The sequence below is a fragment of the Neobacillus cucumis genome (genome assembly GCF_023715505.1).
This window is the reverse complement of the sequence record NZ_JAMBOH010000006.1, coordinates 199,372-223,413: the sequence shown is the minus strand read 5'-3', so window position 1 is coordinate 223,413 and position 24,042 is coordinate 199,372. Positions and strand designations below refer to the sequence as shown.

Here is a 24,042-nt window from a genome sequence, read left to right as displayed (position 1 = left end):
ACCATCGAGGGCTAGGCGCTGGAGCTAGACAATTCTCAAAGTCAAAAACTTTTAAGGTGAAAGGTCTCTTTAATTTAAAAAGACCTTTCACCTTTTTTATTGATCTGTTAGATCATTTAATTCATCTACTAACTGTTTCGTCCGTTTGGCGTTTCCTTGGGCAAAGTTTTCAAGGCGTTCTTTTAATTCATCATTATCATGTACCCGTTCTGCTGTAATTAAATAAGTCCGCATCAAATCTTCTTCAATTTCTTTTGAGTTTTCTAAAACGGAAGCAAGGCTTTCCTTTTCTTCATGATCCTTACTGTTAAACGGATTTAAATTCATTGAGAAGACCCCCTTTTTACCTTTATCCTTCTCTAACCTAACTATTATTATGTTATTTCTTTTGCTCATCATGCTAAAAATCAACCATAACCTTTAACATAGCTTAAATAAAAAAACTCATCTTAGGGTTAACTAAGATAAGCTTTTTTCTGTGATATATAAATATTATAAACTGCGGTTTAAAAAAATCTTAGTCCGTTCGAACTGTGGATTAGTAAATATCTCAGACGGATCGCCGGATTCGATTATCTCTCCATTGTCCATAAAAATCACTTTATTGGCTACTTCTTTAGCAAACCCCATCTCATGAGTAACCACAATCATTGTCATGTGTTCTTGAGCTAAATCCTTCATTACTTGAAGCACCTCACCTGTTAGCTCCGGATCAAGAGCTGATGTAGGCTCATCAAAAAGCAGAATTTCAGGACTCATCATAAGAGCCCGTGCAATGGCAACCCGCTGTTTTTGTCCGCCGGATAAATTCGCTGGATAAGCCTTGGCACGATTGAGGAGACCTATTTTGTCCAATAGCTCTGAGCTTCGCTGTTGAAGTTCAACAGACGTTTCTTTTTTCACCAATTTAGGCGCAATCATCAGATTTTCCTGAACTGTTAGATGCGGGAAAAGATTAAAGTGCTGAAAGACCATCCCCATCTTAGCGGTAATCTGCTTAATCACAGGAAGCTTTGGATAAACTCCATCCTTCACCAAAAATTGATCTGTAACACAGATACTGCCGGCATCTATTTGCTCAAGATGGACAAGACTGCGCAGCATCGTGCTCTTTCCGGAACCCGAGGGACCAATAACCGCTACAACATCATTTATATTTACATCAAAGGTAATCTTTTTTAATACATCCAATTTCCCATAAGACTTTTTGAGGTTTGAAACTTCAATGATCGCCATATTCACCCATACCTTCTATTCAAATCTAAATCTATTTTCAACCCATTTAAATACAAGCGTTAGTACCAGTGTCATCAAGAGATAAATTATCCCGGCAACAACGAATGGTACGATTGTAAAATCACGATTTACTGCAGTTTCAGCAAAGTGCAATAATTCCGGTACTGCAACTGCGTAGAGGAGGGCAGTATCTTTTACTAGCGTTACCGATTCATTTGCGACAGCCGGCAGGGCGATTCGAAACATTTGCGGCATGATAATTCTGGTTGTCATTTGCCATTTATTCAACCCAAGCACTTGAGACGCCTCGTATTGTCCCTTATCAATTGCCAGCAGACCTCCACGAAAAATCTCAGCAAAGTATGCAGCATAATTTAATATAAACCCTAAACAGGCTGCCACAAAACGATCTAAGACTAAATATTCACCAATGACAGGAATCATCGGCAGACCAAAACAAATAAATAATAATTGCAATAACAGTGGTGTTCCCCGCATCGCATAAATATAAGCTTGAGCAAGCCATGACAATGGTTTGATTTGACTTCTTACAGCCAATGTTAAAAGAAAGCCCAATGGAATGGAGACTAAAATGGCAATAATGAATAAAAGTATCGTCATCTGGGCCCCTTCAAGCATTGGCTTCAAGATTGAAATAATGTAATTAATCGACATTCTTAATTTTCCTCCAATTAGAAAAGCGTAAGCAGCATTGCAATTAACAAACAAAACAGGCTTTCCGGAGGAAATCCTGTTTTGCTTTCTTATAAATTTTACTTCAATACTTTATTTTCGCCAAACCACTTAGTTGAAATACTAGATGCCGTACCATCTGCATTCATATCATCAAGGGCTTTTTGTAGATTTTTAAGCAATTCTTCGTTACCTTTTTTTACACCTACTCCGTACTCCTCAGGGGCAAGTGATTCATCCAATATTTTAAAAGTACCTTTTTCTTTAGTCATATAATAATTAATAACGACTTCATCAATGACCACTGCATCCAAACGCCCGCTTTTTAAATCGTTTAATGCTAACACATTGTCTTTGAATTCTGTTACAGTTTTAATTTTTGATTTAATTGGATTTGCATCTAAGGCATCTGACGCAGATGAAAGCGATTGAAGACCGACAACTTTACCTTCTAAATCCGATAGTTTAGTAACTTTAGAATCAGTTCGAGTTACAACCACTTGTGCATTTTTTAAGTAGGGCTTTGTGAAAAGCACTTTTTTCTTTCGATCATCAGTAATAGTATAGCCATTCCAAATTAGGTCAATACGACCGCTGCTAAGTTCAGACTCTTTTGTCTTCCAATCGATTGGCTGGAACTCTACCTTTTTCCCCATCTTTTTAGCAGCAGCTTTTGCGAGGTCAATATCAAAGCCGACAATTTTATTGTTTTCATCTCTGAATCCCATCGGAGCGAATTTATCGTCAATTCCAATTATTAGCGTGTCATCTTTAGCACCAGATGTTTTACCTGAGCAGGCTGTAAGAAGAGAAAAAACAGCTGCAATTGTCAGCATTATTGTTGCTATACGTTTCATCATGTATTCCACCTTTTACAAGATAATTTCAATAAACACTTTAGTACGTTACCATATTATCATACTAAGACATTATAACATTATCATATTTTAAAACACAATCATTTTTCTACTAAAATGAAAAAAGTCTCTCTCTATGTAGAAATAGACCTTTTTTATATTTATGTGTGTTTGTAATATAGTGAATTTTTTATTTATTAAATGACGTAGTTGTATCTACTTAGTATTATTAATCTATACAAAAAGACAACTCCCCAAAACGGGGAGTTGCCTTAAGTCATTTCCTTATGCCTTTGTGTACTGATTCTCAACCGACTTTATCCTATGATACAACTCTTTATTAACCGGTGTTGGCACATCATACCTTTTCCCCAATTTTACTACGGTACCGGAGAATAACTCTACTTCACTAAATCGTCTTGCCTCAACATCCTGGGCCATTGAGGGTTTTCCATCTGGACTTAATTTGCCTAATACCCTTAACCAATAATCTAAATCTTCTTCTGTTAAAGGTACCCCAACTTTTTCAGAGAGTGCCATTACCTCTCTCATAGCCGAAATCATCATCGTTCTGGCAGGTCCCTCATGCTGAACCTCTCCATAATTACTTTCAAAAACGGCAACAGTTTGATTTACCCCTACATTAAGCATAAATTTTCCCCACAGCCTTCTTAACATATCAGGGTCAACCTCATAGGGAATCTCCATTTGTTCAAAAAACTCTGCCAGGCTATTCACCTTTTCTGTTTCATTTCCCCCAAAGCAGATCATCCCCATATGGTGGTATGTCAGTTGGTTCTCCACTTTAACAGCATCCATGCCTTGGGCTACACAATATAATACTTTATCCATACCATAGGCCTCACCAATAATTTCTTCACTAGTGATACCATTCAGGAGCGATAAAATAATCGTTCTCTCTCCAACATGGTGTTTGACCGCCTGAATCGCATCAGCTAAGCCATTAAATTTCACCGCAATAATCAGTAGATCTGCAGGCTCGCACGCTTCATGAGGCCTCACATAGTTGAAATCACAGAGCTCATTATTACAAAAAACCCCGTCCTCTTTATAGCGTTGAATGCGGTCTTCATCAGCTATTATTCTTAAATCAGCACGGGGGAATCTCTTGGAAAATTGGTTCCCAAATAGAATCCCTAATGCCCCAAGACCGATAATAGAAACTTTTTTTATGAACATCTCACTTCACCTTAAATCTGTACTGACCATCCAAAAGGATCTTCTTTAGTGCCATTTTGGATTCCTGTTAATGTATCATATAACTTCTGGGATAATGGGCCAATCTCTCCGTTATTAACCACCATTTTCTCATTTTTCCATAAGAATTCACCAATTGGTGAGATAACTGCAGCGGTTCCTGTCCCGAATGCTTCTTCCAGCAAACCATCGCGATAGGCCTGCTCAATTTCATGAATTGAAATTCTTCGTTCAACGACTGGAATATTCATATAATTTAATAGTTCGATAATCGATTTACGTGTAATTCCTTCTAGAATACTTCCATTTAACTCTGGGGTAATAACCTCTCCATTGATTTTAAAGAAGACGTTCATACTGCCAACCTCTTCAATATATTGATTTTCCCTGCCATCAAGCCATAACACCTGTGAATAACCATTTTCGCTGGCAATTTCAGATGCCTTTAAGCTTGCTGCATAGTTTCCTGCTGTCTTTGCATTACCTGTTCCGCCGGCAACGGCACGAACATATTCACTTTCCACAGCAATTTTAACAGGATTAATTCCCTCTTTATAATAAGCTCCTACAGGAGAAAGAATAATCATAAATTGATAGCTGTTAGCAGGATGTACTCCCAGAAATGCTTCAGTCGCAATCATAAAAGGACGAATATAGAGGGATGTTCCTTCTCCAGAAGGAATCCATTCACGGTCAATTTGAATCAATTGCTTCAAAGCGCTTAATGCACCTTCTTCATCCAGCTTAGGCATACATAATCGGTCATTTGACCGGTTAAACCTTTTCATATTTTCATCAGGTCTAAACAATAAAATCTGTTCATCTTTTGTTAAATAGGCTTTAAGTCCTTCAAAAACCGTTTGCCCATAATGAAATACAGTAGCAGCAGGGTCTAACGTAATGGGCTGATACGGAATAATTCGTGCGTCATGCCAGCCTTTTCCTTCTGTGTAATTCCAAACAAACATGTGATCAGTGAAGCTTTTTCCAAACTCCAAGTTATCAAATGATGGTTTTTGTTTCTTTTCTGTACTTAAAGTAACGTCAATTTTTAACTCCTTCATGTTATAAGCTCCCATCTTTAGTCTCTATAAACTTTCTATAAAAGATATAGTTACATAATTTTAATACTATTTTGATTATTTTAACATATTTTTCGAATAATAGGGTTAAATTTGATAGTATCTAATAAAAATAGGAATGTCACTTTTTGGCAAAGAAAAAGCAAGTAAACTTGTCATATTAAAGACAATGTTTACTCGCCTAGTCTACTCCTATTTCTTCTATTAAACTAGTCCTGTTACTAAATAAACGCCAATAATAAAGAAAGCAGCGATTGTTTTAATAATGGTGACTGCAAAAATATCACGGTAGGACTGTTTGTGTGTTAAACCTGTAATCGCAAGTAACGTGATGACCGCACCATTATGCGGCAGTGTATCCATACCGCCTGAGGCCATTGAAATAACCCGGTGCATAACTTCAAGCGGAACTCCAAATTGGTTGGCCAATTCAATATACTTGTCAGCCATAATTCCTAATGAAATGGCTATCCCCGCTGAAGCAGAACCAGAAATAGCCGAAAGAACGTTTGTGGTCACCGCACCATTTAATAATGGATTAACAAATAATTTAGAAATGCCATCTCTAGCAAGCGTAAAACCAGGCAATGATGAAATAACAGCACCAAAACCGTATTCAGTAGCTGAGTTCATTATTGCTAACAAGGCTCCGGCAATCCCTACATTCATACCATCTTTAAAGTTAAGAACAATTGGTTTTCGATTATATAAAATAGTAGTAAGAATACCAACAATAAGTGCAATTTCAACCGACCATATGCCCACAACCTGTGAAGTTTCAATATTAGGAAAATTTAAACCAATCTTTGAAAAATCAAATCCATTCGGATACCACTTAGGAATTAGGGTAGTTAACACTTTATTTAATACACCGACAAGTACAACCGGTACAAAGGCCAATATTTTACGTGCCAAACTTTCTTGTAAATCAAGGTTAACCTCAATTTGTTTTTCTTTAATCGTTCCGAAGCAATCGTATCCTTCACCGGCTTTTTCAGCCCTTTTCCTGCGTGAATTTAAATAAAGCATACCAAGTGTGAAAATAAAAATCGCACCTATAATTCCAAGGGTTGGTGCTGCATAAAGATCTGTTTTGAAGAATGTGGTCGGGATTACGTTTTGTACCTGTGGAGACCCTGGAAGTGAATCCATTGTAAAGGTGAATGAACCTAGCGCAATGGTACCCGGAATTAAACGTTTAGGAATGTTAGATTGTCTAAACAGGTTTGCTGCAAAAGGATAGACAGCAAAAGCAACCACTACCAAACTGATACCACTATAGGTAAGAATCGCACATAATAATACTATGACCAGCATAGCACGTTTACGCCCTACTAATTGTATAAGCGTTGTTGCAATAGAACGTGCTAATCCCGACATTTCAACAACCTTACCAAAAACAGCTCCTAATAAGAAAATCGGAAAATATAATTTAATATATTCAACCATTTTCCCCATAAATACATTTGAGAAAAACGGTAAAACGAAATCAGGATTTGTAAGGAATACGGCAAATAATGCACATATAGGCGCAAACATAATAACTGAAAATCCCCGGTAAGCAATAAACATTAACATTCCGAGTGCTAATAGGATAATAACCAGTTCCATAAAATCTCTCCTCTAATTCACGAGTTTGATCTAAGAAGTTGCAGCGAGATATATTTAAGCAACTGAGGATAATGATCACAAAACATTAAAACCGCTTTCATTAAGTGCTGCAGTCATTCGAAAAAATATATATCCTTGCTCAGTATGCTGGCGGAAGGGGTGAAGGTTCCCCTTTCCACCAATTCTTAGAAGTTACGAATCATTATATAGTTAGCTTAATGCTACTTTACTATTATTTTTAGCAATCTCGGCCGCCACTTCGACAATCATATCCTCTTGGCCGCCAACCACTTTACGTTTTCCTAATTCTACTAAAATATCACGTGAATCAACGCCAAACTTTTCAGCGGCACGTTTAGCGTGAAGGGCAAAGCTTGAGTATACGCCCGCATATCCTAATGTTAAACTGTCTTTTGTAATTTCCTGTGGTACTTGTAAGATAGGAGCAACAATGTCCTCTGCTAAGTCCATTATTTTATATAAATCTACCCCTGTTTTAATTCCCATCCGTTCACAAACGGCAACCAATACTTCTGTTTGTGTGTTACCTGCACCCGCTCCCAAGCAGCGTACACTTCCGTCAATTCGCGTTGCCCCTTCTTCAATCGCTGCAAGAGTATTGGCCATTGCGAGTGATAAGTTGTTATGACCATGGAAACCAACATTGATGCCAACTGATTCTTTCAACGCATGAATTCTTTCACGTACTTGGTTAGGCAGTAAATACCCTGCAGAATCCACAACATAAACCGTATCAGCACCATAGCTTTCCATTAATTTAGCTTGTTCAACTAATTTGTTAACGGGAGCCATATGATTCATCATGAGGAATCCAACTGTTTCCATCCCTAATTCCTTTGCGTAAGCAATATGCTGGGGAGCTACGTCTGCCTCTGTCACATGAGTGGCAATACGGGCCATTTTAGCGCCTAAATTAGCGGCTTCTTTCAACTCATGCAAAGTACCGATTCCTGGTAATAGAAGAACAGCAATTTTAGACTTATCAGCAACGGATACCGCGGCTTCAATTAATTCCATTTCATTTGTACGGGAAAGACCGTACTGCAAAGAAGATCCTGCTAGCCCGTCTCCATGGGATACTTCAATAAATGGTACGCCCGCATCATTCAATGCTTTGGTAATTTTAAGTACTTGTTCCACTGTATATTGATGATTAATCGCATGACTTCCGTCTCGTAAGGCTACCTCGGTAATCAGAATATCTCTCTCATTTGTCATTTTTCTTTACCCCTTTCAAATAGCTTAAACTGTTTCTTTCGTTAATAGTTTTTTTGCAAATGCTTCAGCAATTCTTACACCAGCAGAAGTCATGATATCAAGGTTCCCTGCATACACCGGCAAGTAATCACCAGCACCTTCTACTTCAAGGAAGATGGTCACTTTATTGCCATCGAAAATGGCTTCAGTACGTAGACGGTAGCCTGGCACATAGGATTGGACTACTTTCTCCATTTCAGCGATCGATTGTCTTATGGATGCTTCATCCATTTTTCCATCTTCCACAAGTGCATAAACTGTATCACGCATCATAATTGGCGGTTCAGCTGGGTTTAAAATCATAATGGCTTTCCCTTTTTTCGCTCCTCCGACTACTTCAATTGCTCTGGAAGTGGTTTCCGTAAATTCATCAATATTGGCGCGTGTTCCAGGTCCAGCACTCTTACTTGCAATGGTAGCAACGATTTCTGCATACTCAACTGGTGCAACACGGTTTACGGCATGTACCATTGGGATGGTTGCTTGACCGCCGCAGGTAATCAGATTGATATTATCTTTATCTAAATGGTCTTCAATATTAACGGCCGCACATACATATGGTCCTACTGCAGCTGGGGTCATATCAATTACTTTTATGCCGGCTTCTTTTAATACTTTTGCATTATATAAATGCGCTTTTGCAGATGTGGCATCAAAAACGATGTCAGCTTCTAAAGTTGGATCTGCAAGAAATCCATCAATCCCTGTATCAACCCCGGCATAACCTAATTCTCTCGCACGACGGAGTCCATCTGATTGTGGGTCGATCCCAATAACGGCAGTTAACTCTAATAGTTCAGAACGGCCTAGTTTGATCATCAAATCTGTACCAATGTTCCCTGATCCAAGAACGGCAACTTTTACTTTTGACAAAATAATTCTCCTCCAATACCTAAATTTATTAATTTATTCGGTGCCTTCTCTATTAAGATGCATTTTTCCCCTTATAACCTAACTGTCTTGAAATCTCAGCTGCTGCTTGTTTAATACCCTCTATTACTTTAGGCAGACGTTCTTCATCTAACCTCATTTTAGGAGCAGCACAGCTTATCGAAGCGATAACATTCCCTTGATGATTAAAGATCGGTGCAGCTATACATTTTAATCCCAGTTCAATCTCTTCATCATCAAAGGCATAACCTTGCTCCCTGATTGATGGCAAAATACTTTTGATCTCCTCGATATTTGTCATCGTAAATTCCGTGAATGCTTCCATGCTGACGGATGATAAAATACGATCAACCTCTTCTTCACTTAATTGGGAAAGGATGGCTTTGCCAACACCTGTACAATGAAATGGGGCTCTTTTGCCAATATGTGAATAAATCGTTAAGGCACTTGGACCTTCTACCTTTTCAATGTAAATTAGTTCATCACGCTGCAGCGTTACTAGGTGAACGGTTTCATTTAGTTCTTCAACCAGATCTTTTATGATAGGTCTGGCAATTCTTCCTATATCAAGATTTTTTCCTACGTAATTACCTAGTTCAAAGAGTTTAATTCCCAGTCGATATTTCAGATTGTCTGAATTTTGCTCCAGGTAACCTCGATGTTCCAAGGTTTTAATAATGCCATGGACAGTACTCTTGGATAGGTTCAAACTGTTGCTAATTTCCTTAATACTTTGTTCAGGATGTGAAGTCAAAAAAAGTTCGAGGACATCTGCAGCTCTTTCGATGGATTGAATTAGTCGTTCCGTCACTTGTTCCTCCTCATCGTTCGACATTATCGAATAACGTTCGTAAATATTAATTACACTTTTATAGTACTCTTCGGTCATAATTCTGTCAACGTTTTCATTTGTAATATTTTCGATATAAAAAGCCGAATTTTCCTATTGGAAAATACGGCTTTTTTAAAAACGATCGAACTAAATAATCTCAAATTGTTTAAAACCAGTTTGATCCGGAATATAATCTAATGTTTTATGATTGAAATAATGGCATTCTCCTGCATCAATAATGAAGTGCAGCCCATCTTTTATGACTTCTGTATCACTTGCTTGAATGGCGTCTTCTACTGTTACCTTCACTTTCATAAAACAACTTTTCCGCATTTGCATTCGAATAAACTGTTTATGACCAAATTGCTTTAACCTATTTTGCAGCTCTTGATTCGCTGCTTCTGTAACAATAAACATAAAATCACCCCGTTTCCGTTCGTACCTAGGATGATTATGGCAGATTTACGGATGCCTGTCATGGACAATAATTTAAGCATCCTATTTTAAAATCTGCCAAGGTGCTGTTTCAATCATCATGCTTTTACTTATTAATCCTTCAGAACAAAGCACGTGATGCTTCTATCCTTACTCAAGTCCCAATCCACAAAAATATCTGCAACAGGCTTGCTAAAAATCTCTTCAAAGCGCCCATCTCGATGCAAATAAGACTTTTCCAGTTCATCTTTGGTGACGATAAGCGTTTGCTCATATCCCTTTTCAATTAATGCCTTTTCAATCTGAACTAAAATTCCATCTCGTTTTATCAAATAAATTTTTGGCGAAATAAAATATGCTTCGGTTTTTTCAGGTCTTTTTTGTACCAATATACTGATCCTTTCCACCTCATCAATTAAAGGTTTGAGGTCCATAGGATCACTAAGCTTACGGCCAACTTCCTCTATAATGTCCCCTTCAAACTGGACAGTTATCATTCCTGTATTTTGCGGATAGTTCCAATCATGGTAAAAGGATTCGATGTCTTGAGAAAATTCCAGCTCAAGAATACCTTTCAACTGATTTTGGACAGTTTTCATCACTATATTTCTTGAAATTTCAATAGTATCGGAATTGCCGTTCTCCAATAAAGTAGATTCCAATGGCGACAGGAACCCCCGTATGTAAAAAACTAAAAAACGCCCTTTTGCATAAGCGTGGCAGGTTTCCGGTCCACGTCCAAAATTTTTTCTTAACAATTTACTAGTTAAGCTGCTAATATCCATTAACTTTTGTTGCAATGGCGATGACATCAGAATTTTGACCTCACTTTCGAAAAGCGCAAAAAAATACTGCCTGACATTATCATACCCAGGCAGTAAAATTTTTATCGTTTTATTCAGGTATATACTTTGTTGAAACTAAAGATCAAATAACATTTATTGTTTTTAAAGTCCCACATCATAAATAAATCCTCAATCGAACGATTAAACAGTTCTTCAAATAATTCCCTATGCTGATAATACCCCTTTTTAATTTCTCTAGCATAGGTAAATAACAAGTCAGAATTCCCCTGTTCTACCATCAAGTAATCTAGAGGCAGCATGACCCCTTTTGATTCAATCGCACAGATATTCTGAGTGTATTTAACAACCTTTAACTCGTTTGGGATTTTATGAAGCTCGGAACCCACCATTCGAACTAATTGAAATAACTTTCTCTCAAAACTCTCATCTATCTTCACATCAGGATTGAAACTATTATTCACTAATAGCAATATACCTGAGTTCGAATTATAGTTCCAATCTTGATAAAAGGAATCGAAAGAAATCCCTAAAACAAGCGATGCCTCTTGCACTAAATCTTGGGACAAGGCTGTTAGGACTGATGAGCGAAAGTTCATCAACAAATTATATTCTTGCTTTTCCGCTAAAATTTCCTCGGCAGGTGTCATAAAGTTACGGATATAAACGTATAACCTGTTTGCTCTTAAGACCGTGTAACAGGTTTCAGGACCTTTACCAAACCCCCTCTTTATGATTTTACTAAAAGAACTGCTCAGAGACAGCAAATCTTCTTTCGTTGCAACCATTCAAATCCCCCTTGATACAATATAAAAAGGCCTAACTCCGCAAAAAGGAAGTTAGGCCACGGTTAAGACGACTTTTAAGAAATTAGTTTCTACCATTTACCATCACAATTAGAATATATTGATATTTAAATAGACTTTAAATCAACTTTTTCAAACTAATGACAGCAAGACATTAGACAAAATTCATAATAACATTAAATCAATAGGTTCACAACCAAATTATGTGGAAAATTACAATAAAAGAGAAATTATTGTTCTGAAGATAAAGGAAATTCCACATGAATAGTTGTTCCATTATTACTACTTTCTATAAATAAATCCCCTTTATGTTCTTTTATTATTTGCCGGCTAACCAGCAACCCTAGCCCAGTTCCATTTTCTTTTGTTGTAAAAAAAGGCTGGCCTATTTGATTAAGAATGTCTTCAGGAATTCCGCTGCCTTGGTCGGTTATACTAACTCGAACCTGACCGCCAACAAGAGGGCTTGCATTTATTCGCAGCATCCCTCCCTCGGGCATTGCTTCGATTGCATTTTTTATATAATTAATAAAAACTTGTTTTAATTGATTATTATCACCAATGATCCACGTATTGGTGAAATCAAACTGTGTTTCAATTTGAATATCATTTAAGAGGGCCTGTGAAGCCATTAAGGTAATAACCTGCTCTAATAAACTGTGAAGATTTATCCGCTCATACTTTTGCTTGTTTGGCTTTGCGAGGACCATTAATTCTTTTAGAATTTCTTCAATCCGGTCAATTTCGGAATTAATGATTTCAAAATAGATTCTATTACCAACGTTTTCTCCCATTAGTAATTGTAAAAAGCCCTTGATAGCGGTAATGGGGTTACGGATTTCATGGGCAATCCCGGCAGCCAGCTGACCCGCGGTAGCTTGTTTTTCCGATAAGCGAGATAAATTATTAATTAAGGCATTATACTCTTTTTCACGTTCCATTGTTAACCTGTTCTGTTTTATAGATGTTATATCCTTAATGACTAGATACGTGCCAAGGTAATCCTGTTCAAAATAAATAGGAATCGAAGTAACGTTTACATCTAAGATACTTCCTTCAATGACTTGAACCTGGGCATCAAAGTTATCAAGTTTTTCTTGATCTCTCCCTTTAAAGAAGGTTTGCTCTTGATTTAAAAATTCTGAAACAAACAATTTATTTAATGTTATCTGATGCAAAGTATCCCTCGAGTAACCTAATAAGGGTTCACAAGCATGGCTAGAATATTGAATTTTCCCTTCCAGGTCAACTAATATAAATGCATCACGATTTTTAGATAGGATCGAAAAGTCCTTATCCATATTCGTATCTCTATATACTTTTAAAAGAACACCCTTTCGGTCGATTCCATGCATTACCATAATGCAGGACCCTCCTTTCTTAATTTTTCAAATAAAAAAGCCACAATAAGAGCAGGGGATTCCCTACATCCTACTGTGGCTTTAAGTTCTAGCATTAATTTCTAGAAATCGTTACCATTTTATGTTTTAACTATTTTACCTTTATTCTCCGAGTAGAATAGAGCATTTACTCTATATCCATCTTAACTATATTATATTTTTCCATTTTTAGCAATAAATTATCAGTATTTTCTTGAATCTGCTCCCACTAAAATTTTTCCAGTTTCTCATGTACCGCAAAAGGTTTGGTAGGGACGAGTTGACGGCTCAGGCAGTTTACAATATTCCGCCTGCTCTGGACTGTGTGCGTATGGGTTTGAGAGAACCTGTAAGAGTTTGTTCATAACACTGTAATCTTCTTGAGTAACTGCGGCTTTAAGTGCTTCCTCAACACGGTGGTTCCGAGGGATTACCGAAGGGTTACTGTTTTGCATTAACTGATTTGATTCCTCTTTCGTTTCCTTCTGCCTTCCTAGTCTCGCCTGCCACCGCTCCTTCCATTGTGAAAATTCAGGTGTCGCAAATAACTTGCCATGATCATATTGAGCAAAGGTTAAGGCTTTAAAAGTGTTGGTATAGTCGGCCTGATTCTTATGCATCAGATTAAGCAGCTCTTCAAATAATGATTCATCCTGTTCTTCTGCATTAAAAATCCCCAGTTTACCCCTCATTCCAGCAATCCAATTCGTTTGATATAACTTTGTGAATCCAGAGATTGCCTCCTGCGCTAATTGGACAGCTTGCTCTTGATTTTCATGAAGAAGCGGTAATAAGGTTTCCGCAAATCTAGCCAGATTCCATCCGCCAATATACGGCTGATTAGCATAGGCGTAGCGCCCTTCTCTGTCAATGGAACTGAAAACAGTTGACGGATCATACTGATCCATAAAGGCGCAAGGTCCATAATCAATGGTTTCACCACTAATTGTCATGTTATCAGTGTTCATCACTCCGTGGATAAAACCAACCAACTGCCATTTGGCAATTAGTGCAGCTTGACGTTTGATGACTTCTTGAAGCAGTGATACATACTTGTATTCATTATCTTTAATGTTTGGATAATGGCGCTTTATGGTATAGTCAGCCAATGCCCGCAGATCATCTATTTCCCCTCTTCCTGCAGCGTATTGGAAGGTTCCAACACGAATATGACTAGCAGCCACTCTTGTAAGAATGGCTCCAGGCAGCAGGGTTTCGCGGATAATGGTCTCGCCAGTTGTAACCACGGCCAGGCTGCGGGTGGTTGGGATTCCTAATGCATGCATAGCTTCACTAATGATGTATTCACGCAGCATAGGTCCAAGTGCGGCACGGCCATCTCCTCCCCGCGAGTATGGGGTTCTGCCTGAACCTTTGAGCTGGATATCTACTCGTTCCCCTTGGGGTGTTATTTGCTCCCCAATCAATACGGCCCGCCCGTCTCCTAACATGGTAAAATGACCAAATTGATGGCCGGCATAGGCTTGTGCAAGTGGTAAAGCACCTTCAGGTATCTGGTTTCCTGCAAACACCGCTGTACCGTCTTTACTTTGAAGTGCCGAGATTTCAAGGCCTAACTCCTCTGCCAATGGTTCATTTAAAATCACTAGCTTTGGTGAATTTACAGGGCCTGGGTTTTGTCTTGTGAAAAATGATTCAGGAAGATGGGAGTAACTGTTATCAAAATTCCATCCTGTTTTTGTCATGGCGGCTCCTTTTCTACATATAATGCTCATTTTATTGTTATTCTTCGTAAAATGGTTATAGCCCTTTTTAATTTTTGCCTTCGCATAGTTATTATACCTTTTCTCCTTCAAGGTAATGTGAAGTATGCATTGAACAGTTATAAAAAAAGCAGCTCCCTGAAGAGAGCAGCCTCATATAGAATGGTTAACTAAATTTTGATAATCCTGTTTCGTATCCACATCCAAAATCGTCCATTCATCATCTATCGGCACATAAATATGATGATCAGCAAATTTAAAAATCGGTTTCGCCCCCTGGTCACCTGTGATTGTTTTTAGATAAGGGATCATTGAGGCAGAAATAAAAACAGGATGTCCTGGTGTTCCATTGAAGGTTGGTTGAACAATACATTTGGATTGAGCGAGTCCTTTTCGTATAATAACTTCGAGGATTTGGTCGATTGTCGATGGCCTTAGAAGGGGCTGGTCACCCAAGAAAATTAAAACACCTTTTGTTTCATTATTACCGAAACGGATTGCTGCTTTTATCGAACTACTTAACCCTTCTAAGAATTGTTCATTAGTGATCCAATTGAACCGATCGTCTTCAAGATTTATAGCCTCTTTTAGTTCCTGTCCTTTATACCCAACAACTGCGATGACTTCTTGAAATGGAAACGATAAAACTTTTGTTAAAACAATCTCAAGCATAGGTTTTCCATCAATCGGAAGCAAAGGCTTAAATTTTCCCATTCTTGAGGAAACACCTGCAGCTAAAACTACTGCTCTTATCGGTATCAAATTTATGGGTAGCCCCATGAATTTTTTCCCCCTCTTTTATCAAGCGTGAGGTCTAAAAAGACACATGTTGGTGTTTAATAGAATAGCTCAACCTAAACCATATTCTTTTATTTTGTTATAAAGAGTCCCCCGTGAAATACCGAGTAAACTAGCCGCGGCACTTTTATTTCCATATGTTTTTCTTAATGCCTCTTCTATTTGCAACGCTTCCGCATTCTTTGAGGGAATCTCTGCCAGGGTACTTTCCACACCTTTTCCCTCGTTATTATTGATTATAATTTTGCTCTTTATGTTCTCAGGCAATTGTTCACTTGTAATAGATGGCCTGTCATTCAGTAGGACGATTCGTTCGATGGTATTCCTCATTTCACGCACATTCCCGGGCCAATCATAGTTCACTATGTGGAGCATCGTTTCGGGATGAACCTCTGGAACTACTTTTTTATACTTAGCACTAAATTCATTGATAAATTTATCAACCAATGTGACAATATCCTCTTTTCTGGTCCGAAGCGGAGGGATATCGATTGATATCACTGATAGATGGAAGTAGAGCTTCTCATTTAAACTCCCTTCCCTTAGCAGCAAATCAATGGGTTCGGAGGTGGACGTTATAATCCGGGTAGTAGATGCAATCTTCTCTACCCCTCCAACCCTGTAGAAACTATGGTCGACTAAGTATTCCAGCAACTTGCCTTGGATGGATAGCGGCATTTTATCAACATCTTCAATAAATAACGTACCATTAGAAGCCTGCTCAATCCTTCCAATTTGCAAAGTTTGCGGTTCGGAGGTTTCAGTATTCTTTTGAAAGCCAAAAAGTTCAATTTCTAATAATGCCGCAGGAATAACCGAGCAATTTAAAGTGATAAAAGCTCCATCTGCTTTTGCTCCACCATAGTGAATCGCTTGTGCTAACATTTCCTTGCCTGAACCAGTTTCCCCTGTTATATGGACCGGTATGTCGGCATGCGCTACTTTTTGCGCAATTTTCAACGACTCTTGAAATTTCGGGCTTCCCGTTACCATCGTAGAAAATGGATTTGTTTTAGGGACGAGTAAAGATGAGTTTGAGTCCAATTCTTCATTAAGCCGTATAATATTGGTAATATTATGTTCTGTAGCGACACCTCCGATAATTTTGTTTTCAATTATAATCGGTAAGGCATTTATTAGAACATGCGTATCTTTATTTGGACGATGGTACTCTCCTCTTACAAACCGTCCTTCATTCAGAATTCGATGAAGAATAACCGAGTCATCATTAAAGTGCTCACCAATCTTCTTACCCAGGATAAATTCCTTTTTAATCTTGTATGTCTCTTCTGCCGTTGTATTCCAGTAAACAACATTTCCTGATTCATCCACAGCCGTAACAGAATCACTTATGGTCTCAGCCAAGGTTTCAAAATAAGCTGAAATCTTGTTATTCTCTTCATTAAGTTTTTTAATTTCCTTTCCTGATGTTAGGATTCCCATGTATTCCCCTTCATTTTTAAAAAGGACCGGCCTTCTCCAGTCCACTTCCGACGGGAGACCTTTATCAGCTAAAACTACTGTTGAAGGGAGCCATTTGAGATGCCGAAGCCAGTCAATAATAGGCATAGAATCGTTCCCTAAAGCCATCAGGTTATATTCATAGTTATTAATGATAAAGTATGTTCCACCTGCGACAATGACAAAATTATACTCGTTCAGTTTGTTTTTAATTTCAGTTAATGGTGTACGATCATTTACAATTGTAAAGGAGTAATCCAATTGACATTGTGCACTTTTGAACATACTAAAATCCTTTCTCGCTTTTCCTTCACTTTAACACAAAATAAAACGCTTTATCCACTTAATCGCATCAAAGATTGCTTCAACGCCATAAAAGCAAAATCATTATTATAATCACTGATATTGTCTAAATTCTTAAAAGTGAGTTAATCTTTGTTAGATATTTTAATGCGCCTGATTGTCAATACAAAAGCACAGATTAAGTATAAAAAAGCTGAACCCGTATGGAACGGGTATCAGCTTTTTAAATGGAATTACTGAATACTTACGTATCAACTTAATCTAGAATTTTGACTAATCAATCATAATCAGGAATATCTCTTGGGACAGAACGATTATGCTGATTGTTTGTATTGATCAAATTCTTTCTTTAACTGGTCACTCGGTTCCGGTGTAACCAGGCTGACAAACCATATTGCCACTAACCCGATAATGAACCCTGGAATAATCTCGTAAACACTTTTTGCCAATACAGGAACATTCGCCCAAACAATTACAGTAACTGCCCCGCCAATCATACCAGCAAGAGCCCCCCATCGATTCATCCGTTTCCAGTATAGGCTCAACAGAATAACAGGCCCAAAAGCTGCTCCAAAGCCTGCCCATGCATAAGCAACAAGGGAGAGAATAGTGCCATTTTTATTGAAAGCGAGAAAAACAGCTATAAAGGAAACAACAAGGACAGAAAGTCTGCTTACAAGCAACAGCTCTTTGTCTGTTGCTGACCTGCGGAAAAAAGTCTTATAGACATCTTCTGTCAAGGAGCTTGCGGTAACCAAAAGTTGAGAAGAAATCGTACTCATGACAGCAGCTAACAATGCCGCCAACAAAAAACCAGTAATGAGTGGATGGAAAAGAATTTCACTTAATTTAATAAAAATGGTTTCTGGATCTGAAAGATTGAGTCCTTGCTTTGAATAATAGGCTAAGCCTATAAAACCAGTAAACATCGCACCACCGACAGAGAAAATCATCCAGCCCATTCCTATTCTCCGAGCTTTCTTAATCTCTTTAACGGATGAAATTGCCATAAAACGAACGATAATATGAGGCTGTCCAAAGTAACCTAACCCCCATGCCATTAACGAAATAATCCCGAGTAAAGAAGTCCCTTTAAAAATATCAAATAATTTAGGATCAATCCCTTTGATCTCACCAATTGAGGAGTCAAACCCGCCTACTTGCATAATAGTTACAGCGGGAACAAGTACTAGAGCGATCACCATGATTATTCCTTGGACAAAGTCGGTCCAACTAACCGCTAAAAATCCGCCAAATAAAGTATAGCCAATGACAACAGCAGCGATTATCCAAAGACCTGCCTGATAGTTAAGATTGAACGTTGACTCAAACAGAACCCCGCCTGATACCATTCCAGAAGAGACATAGAAAGTAAAGAATACAATAATAACAAGGCCGGAAGTTAACCGTAGCATTGACGAGTGATCCCCAAAACGATTTTCCAAATAGGCCGGAATCGTCATTGAATTATTGGCAGTTTCCGTATAAATCCGCAGTCTTGGAGCGACATACAGCCAGTTTAAATATGCACCTATCGTCAGACCGATGGCAATCCAAGATGCACTCAAACCTTGGGTAAACATCGCACCAGGAAGGCCCATTAGCAGCCATCCGCTCATATCGGATGCCCCTGCACTTAAAGCGGTGACCGCAGCTCCAAGTCCTCTTCCGCCAATCATATAATCGGACAGATTAGAAGTTCGTTTGTAAGCAAAATAACCAATTAACAGCATTCCCACCATGTAAATACCGATCGAGATAAGTATCTGTGTATTCAATCGTCATCCCCCGTTCTCCGTATTTCCCTATAATAACACGTTTGCATCCATAGAAAATCCCCTTGGTTTAAATTTTCGGAAGAGCCCCCTCCCATAGAGCTCCCTTTTTGTTATTAGAGTTTTTTAGATTTTAATTTAGCTTGAGTAAATAACAGTAAGTAATCGTATCCGCCTGCTTTAGAATCTGTGCCAGACATATTAAAACCGCCAAACGGATGTGCCCCAACTAACGCACCGGTACACTTTTTATTAATATACAGGTTTCCACAATGCATATTCTCAAGTGCATAGTTGATGCGTTCCTCATTCTTAGAATGGTAGGCACCTGTCAAGCCATATTCAGTATCATTATAAATCTCAATTGCTTCCTTCCAGTCAGCAGCTTTTGCAATGGCAAGAACCGGCCCAAAGATTTCCTCCTGCATGATGCGGGCTTTCGGATTAACATCAGCAAAAATTGTTGGTTCAATATAGAAGCCGTTCCCTTCCGCTCTTGAACCGCCAGTAAGCAGTCTGCCTTCCGTTTTACCAATTTCAATATAGTCCATAATTTTGTCGACCGATTTCTGATCGATTACTGGACCAATTGAACAGTTTTCTTCAGGCAAACCAATGGATAGGTTCTTCGTCAATTCTACTACTTTTTCCACTACTTGGTCAAAGACTGATTCTACGATAATTGCTCTAGATCCAGCCGAGCATTTTTGTCCCTGAAAACCATAAGCTGAAGCCACGATTGCACCCGCCGCTGCATCCAAGTCAGCTGTTTCATCAACGACAACACCATCTTTCCCACCCATTTCAGCAATAACTCGCTTTAACCATAACTGGCCTGGCTGTACCTTTGATGCCCGCTCATAAATCCGGCATCCTACAGCACGCGAGCCTGTAAACGAGATGAATCGTGTTTTTGGATGTTCAACCAGATACTCACCGACTTCGATTCCATCCCCAGGCAAAAAGTTAAGTACACCTGAAGGAAGTCCAACCTCTACCATTAATTCCACAAATTTAGCTGCAATCACAGGAGTTGAATCTGCAGGCTTTAAAATAACTGTATTACCAGATACAATCGCTGCCACTGTCGTCCCTGCCATGATGGCCAATGGAAAGTTGAATGGAGATATGACAATACCAACACCCAGCGGGATGTAAGAAATTTGATTGTCTTCCCCTTCGATTTTAGTAAGCGGCTGATGAATGCTTGTCTCACTCAGCCGAATCATTTCCCTTGCATAAAATTCCATAAAATCTATTGCTTCTGCTGTATCTGCATCCGCTTCAGCCCAGTTTTTACCTGACTCATATACAAGATAGGAAGAAAACTCATGCTTGCGCTGCCTCATTAGGTCAGCTGCTTTGAATAAATACTCTGCTCGTGCTGGAGGGTCAACCTTTTTCCATGTATCAAATGTTTTCAAAGCTTCCTGCATAGCTTTTTCAGCTAACTCCTGATTACCTTTACTTACGGTTCCAATAATTTCATCGAGATTTCCTGGATTAATAGAAACGGTTTGCTCTTCGGTAAACACATTTTCGTTTCCTATTACTATCGGATACTTTTTGCCAAGTTCTTTTTTCACTTTTGCAAGGGCTGCATACATGGATTGCTTATTTTCCTCAATTGAAAAATTAGTAAAAGGTTCATTTTTAAATGTTGTTATTTGAACTGTTGTTGTCATATTAATTCGACTCCTCTTTATATCAATTTTTTATTTTAATAGATTTTTAAGTACAAACCATACATTTGCAGGTCTTTCTGCTAAACGTCTCATGAAATAGCCAAACCAATCGACGCCATATGGTACATATACACGGACTTTAAACCCTTCTTTTACCAATCTTGCTTGGATATCTTCACAAATACCATAAAGCATTTGGAATTCAAATTGATTTTTCGGTAGTTGATGCTCACTCACGACTAACTTTGTATATTCAATCATTGTTTCATCATGGGTAGCTATCGCGGTATAGCTGCCGTTCAAAAGATGCTGCTTAATGATTTTTTTGTAGTTCTCATCCACATCTTTTTTCTCAGGAAAGGCAACAGATGTTGATTCTTTATATGCCCCTTTTACAAGGCGCAAGTTAGCTTTTAGTTGATTTAAATCGGCAATATCCTGCTCGGTCCTGTAGAGATAAGCTTGAATAACCAGGCCGACATTGTCATATTCCTTGCGAAGCTCTTTGTAAATATCGATTGATAGTTGACAGTGCGCATAATCCTCCATATCAATTCGCACAAAATTATTATAGAGTTTAGCACGATCAAGAATTTTACGCATATTCTTCATGCAAAGATCTTTGCTAATGTCAAGTCCAAGAGATGTCATTTTAAGGGAAAGATTTGAATTAACGCCAGCCTTATTAATAGCATCCAAAGTTTGAATACACATGGCAGCCGATTCAAGTGCCTCTTCTTCGGTATATACAAATTCACCTAAATGGTCTAAGGTGACAACTTTGCCCTCGCTATTTAGTCTTTTAACAACCTCAATTGCAGACTTAATAGATTCACCTGCTACAAAACGGCTTGCCCCAAAACGCAATCCATATTTCTTTGCGAATTTATTGGCTGAAGTGTTTTTCCCAAGTGATTGAAACATGTTTCTCATTATTAATTCCAAATCATTCAATCCTCCTTAAAAAATTTATGTAAGCTCTTACACAATTTTAATATTACTTTAACACTTTTGTCTATATATTTTTAATTTAAACAATATTGTTAACTTAATAAATTGATAATAAAGTATAATTGACACATTTTGAACATTATTGTCACTTTTTCTGACACGGTATTTATAATGGAGTGTATTCTATATGTTCACGAGTAAATATACAATTGGAGAATTTTGATATCCCTTAAGAACAAAAGCGCAAGCGCCTTGAACAGCCCCGAAAAGCATAAGACGCTCAGGGAAGGAGGCGCTCTTTGCCTTCCTTCCCTGAGTGGCTGTAGACCATCGAGAGGCTAGGCGCTGGAGCTGGACGACGATAGTCCGTTTTTTAATAGTTATCCACAAGCGAAAATTTTATAATTTCTTTAACAAGAACAAAGTTATACTTTTCTAATTTTCTAGTTACCAAATCCAGTAACAAACTTTTACTGCTCAAAAAAAAAACATCCTATTCTCGTAAATAGGATGTTTTCTAGGATTATAGCTATATATATATCGAAAATGGTTAGACCCTAACGTAAAACTCGAGCCGCACTTGAAAACTTAGACGGATTATAAGCAGCAATTTTCACAACGTCACCTGTTTGTGGTGCGTGGATATATTGTCCGCCTCCAATATAGATGCCGACATGATAAGCAGGGTTACCTCTGAATACCAAATCTCCTGGCTGAACTTGACTCGGAGAAATTCTGGTTCCAACATTCTGCTGATCGCGTGACACCCTTGGAAGATTGATTCCAGCTGCATTTCTAAACACGTATGAAGTGAATCCCGAACAATCAAATCCACTTGGCGTAGACCCGCCCCAAACGTATGGAACACCTAAAAATTGCTTTGCATAGGCAATAATTGCACTTGCCGATCCAGAATTAGCCGGAGGGGCTGCAACTGTCGGTGGTGTAGGCTTAGAAGGTGTGCTACTTACTGGTGTTTGCTCTTTAACTGGCTGTTTAACTGGCTGTTTAACTGGCTGCGCCGGCTTTTGAGCCTGTTGAGTTTGAGTAGTTTGCTGAGTTTGTTGTTGTGCTTGTTGTGCCTGTTGTTGTGCACGCTGGCGAGCCTGTTCAGCCTGTTGTTGTGCAATTGCACGCTGGCGCGCTTCTTCTGCTAGTTGTTCAGCATATTGTGCTTGTTGGGTATGTAATGTATCTTTAGCATCAGCTAATTCTTTTTCAATTTCTGTTTTATCTTGTTCAATCTTTTGTTGTTCAGAAGCTAATTCAGTTTGGCTCTCTTGCAATTGAGCAAATTCATTATGTAATTTTTCCTCAGCATTTTTTAATGCTTGTTCTTTTTCATTTAGACCATTAAGCAAGTCTGTATCACTTTGCATAATACTTGAAATGGCAGTAAAACGAGTTAAAAACTCAGAAATGTTATCAGAAGACAACAAAAGCTCTGCGTAAGCAGCCACGGATTGTTTTCCTTCTAATTGAATGGTTTTTAGCCTTTCAGCGTAGACTTCCTTATGAGCATCTAGGGACTTTTGGGCTGCTGTGATTTCAACCTTTGTTTCTTCAATTTTCCCTTGTTGTGTTTTAATTTGATCACTAAGTTTTTGACTTTTCTCCATTGCAATCGATATTCGATTGTCTAATTGTTGAACCTTTGTTTCAAAGTCATCAATTTGATTTTGTGTTTGATTGATTTGTACTTGTGTGACTGGATTTGCAAAAGCGGGTGTAGCTGAAATCATAGTGGCGATAATGGAAGCGGATACGGTATATTTTATTAATTTTTTTAGCATTATAAGATCTCCTCTTGTAACCTATCATTACTTAATAAATTCTTAATATGTTTCTAGTTTATATATTTAAAGAAGGAAAAACAACGAATCAGTCGATAATGTAATATAAATGTAATTTTATGTAGAAAAATATGAAAAGAATTCGACACATGTCTCTTTTTTTTGAAGCTTTTGTAACAATAAAGCAAAAAAAAAGAAACAGGATATATCATTCCATTTCAATAGTTTACTTGTAGGTGTTTCTTATATTGGTATGAGCGATATGGCAGTATTTATTTTTAGTAATTCATCAAGGTTTTTATCCACTAATTTCTATTAGTAATTTTAAGAATATTTAGTTTGTTAAGTATTTCCTTTAGTTTTTACGGGTTAAAGTTTTTAGTTGCCAAGCTAGAATAAAAGAAGAATAGATTGGGAGGAGGTTATTTTCA

The 24,042-nt window shown here is 38.1% G+C and carries 21 protein-coding genes; all 21 read right to left on the bottom strand.

Translation table 11 applies throughout. From position 1 onward, the window contains the following. Window positions 1-96 precede the first annotated feature (96 nt). Entirely contained in the window at window positions 97-327 is a 231-nt protein-coding gene (locus M3226_RS11765) for a hypothetical protein (protein WP_251565511.1), read from the bottom strand. A 165-nt stretch (window positions 328-492) separates the two neighbouring features. Then, window positions 493-1,236, bottom strand: coding sequence for an amino acid ABC transporter ATP-binding protein (locus tag M3226_RS11760; RefSeq protein WP_285857816.1), 744 nt, complete (start codon window positions 1,234-1,236; stop codon window positions 493-495). A 15-nt stretch (window positions 1,237-1,251) separates the two neighbouring features. Beyond that, complete coding sequence (locus tag M3226_RS11755; RefSeq protein ID WP_251565509.1) at window positions 1,252-1,911, bottom strand: amino acid ABC transporter permease; 660 nt, start codon at window positions 1,909-1,911, stop codon at window positions 1,252-1,254. 98 nt (window positions 1,912-2,009) lie between these two features. Further along, window positions 2,010-2,786, bottom strand: a complete 777-nt coding sequence (locus M3226_RS11750) for an amino acid ABC transporter substrate-binding protein (RefSeq protein WP_251565626.1) — start codon at window positions 2,784-2,786, stop codon at window positions 2,010-2,012. 285 nt (window positions 2,787-3,071) lie between these two features. Next, complete coding sequence (locus tag M3226_RS11745) at window positions 3,072-3,986, bottom strand: ketopantoate reductase family protein (RefSeq protein WP_251565508.1); 915 nt, start codon at window positions 3,984-3,986, stop codon at window positions 3,072-3,074. Window positions 3,987-3,997: 11 nt separating this feature from the next. Further along, window positions 3,998-5,068 carry a branched-chain amino acid aminotransferase gene (locus M3226_RS11740; protein WP_251565506.1) on the bottom strand — a complete coding sequence of 357 codons (1,071 nt, stop codon included), beginning with the start codon at window positions 5,066-5,068 and terminating at the stop codon, window positions 3,998-4,000. Window positions 5,069-5,290: 222 nt separating this feature from the next. Continuing rightward, window positions 5,291-6,697, bottom strand: a complete 1,407-nt coding sequence (locus tag M3226_RS11735) for a GntP family permease (RefSeq protein WP_251565504.1) — start codon at window positions 6,695-6,697, stop codon at window positions 5,291-5,293. Between the two features lie 210 nt (window positions 6,698-6,907). After that, window positions 6,908-7,936: a 4-hydroxy-2-oxovalerate aldolase gene (dmpG, locus tag M3226_RS11730; protein WP_251565502.1), complete on the bottom strand. Its 1,029-nt coding sequence runs from the start codon at window positions 7,934-7,936 to the stop codon at window positions 6,908-6,910. 24 nt (window positions 7,937-7,960) lie between these two features. Beyond that, window positions 7,961-8,848 carry an acetaldehyde dehydrogenase (acetylating) gene (locus M3226_RS11725; RefSeq protein ID WP_251565501.1) on the bottom strand — a complete coding sequence of 296 codons (888 nt, stop codon included), beginning with the start codon at window positions 8,846-8,848 and terminating at the stop codon, window positions 7,961-7,963. A gap of 52 nt (window positions 8,849-8,900) precedes the next feature. Beyond that, on the bottom strand, window positions 8,901-9,677 hold the full coding sequence (locus M3226_RS11720; protein WP_251565499.1) for an IclR family transcriptional regulator: 777 nt from the start codon (window positions 9,675-9,677) through the stop codon (window positions 8,901-8,903). Between the two features lie 168 nt (window positions 9,678-9,845). Continuing rightward, window positions 9,846-10,115, bottom strand: a complete 270-nt coding sequence (locus M3226_RS11715) for an iron-sulfur cluster biosynthesis (RefSeq protein ID WP_251565497.1) — start codon at window positions 10,113-10,115, stop codon at window positions 9,846-9,848. Window positions 10,116-10,246: 131 nt separating this feature from the next. Continuing rightward, entirely contained in the window at window positions 10,247-10,933 is a 687-nt protein-coding gene (locus tag M3226_RS11710) for a Na-translocating system protein MpsC family protein (RefSeq protein ID WP_251565495.1), read from the bottom strand. Between the two features lie 98 nt (window positions 10,934-11,031). After that, window positions 11,032-11,724 carry a Na-translocating system protein MpsC family protein gene (locus tag M3226_RS11705; RefSeq protein ID WP_251565492.1) on the bottom strand — a complete coding sequence of 231 codons (693 nt, stop codon included), beginning with the start codon at window positions 11,722-11,724 and terminating at the stop codon, window positions 11,032-11,034. Between the two features lie 248 nt (window positions 11,725-11,972). Continuing rightward, complete coding sequence (locus tag M3226_RS11700) at window positions 11,973-13,103, bottom strand: ATP-binding protein (protein WP_251565490.1); 1,131 nt, start codon at window positions 13,101-13,103, stop codon at window positions 11,973-11,975. Between the two features lie 266 nt (window positions 13,104-13,369). Continuing rightward, window positions 13,370-14,827 (bottom strand): protein adenylyltransferase SelO, encoded by a 1,458-nt coding sequence (locus tag M3226_RS11695; RefSeq protein ID WP_251565488.1) that lies wholly within the window; start codon window positions 14,825-14,827, stop codon window positions 13,370-13,372. 171 nt (window positions 14,828-14,998) lie between these two features. After that, window positions 14,999-15,625 carry a nucleotidyltransferase family protein gene (locus M3226_RS11690; RefSeq protein ID WP_251565486.1) on the bottom strand — a complete coding sequence of 209 codons (627 nt, stop codon included), beginning with the start codon at window positions 15,623-15,625 and terminating at the stop codon, window positions 14,999-15,001. A gap of 69 nt (window positions 15,626-15,694) precedes the next feature. Then, entirely contained in the window at window positions 15,695-17,389 is a 1,695-nt protein-coding gene (locus tag M3226_RS11685) for a sigma-54 interaction domain-containing protein (RefSeq protein WP_251565485.1), read from the bottom strand. Between the two features lie 332 nt (window positions 17,390-17,721). Then, on the bottom strand, window positions 17,722-19,185 hold the full coding sequence (putP, locus tag M3226_RS11680; RefSeq protein WP_251565483.1) for a sodium/proline symporter PutP: 1,464 nt from the start codon (window positions 19,183-19,185) through the stop codon (window positions 17,722-17,724). A 113-nt stretch (window positions 19,186-19,298) separates the two neighbouring features. Further along, a complete protein-coding gene (gene pruA / locus M3226_RS11675) occupies window positions 19,299-20,867 on the bottom strand; it encodes an L-glutamate gamma-semialdehyde dehydrogenase (protein WP_251565481.1) in 1,569 nt (522 codons plus the stop codon). 30 nt (window positions 20,868-20,897) lie between these two features. Next, window positions 20,898-21,812 carry a proline dehydrogenase gene (locus M3226_RS11670; protein ID WP_285857815.1) on the bottom strand — a complete coding sequence of 305 codons (915 nt, stop codon included), beginning with the start codon at window positions 21,810-21,812 and terminating at the stop codon, window positions 20,898-20,900. Window positions 21,813-22,375: 563 nt separating this feature from the next. Further along, on the bottom strand, window positions 22,376-23,611 hold the full coding sequence (locus M3226_RS11665; protein ID WP_251565479.1) for a C40 family peptidase: 1,236 nt from the start codon (window positions 23,609-23,611) through the stop codon (window positions 22,376-22,378). Between the last annotated feature and the right edge of the window lie 431 nt (window positions 23,612-24,042).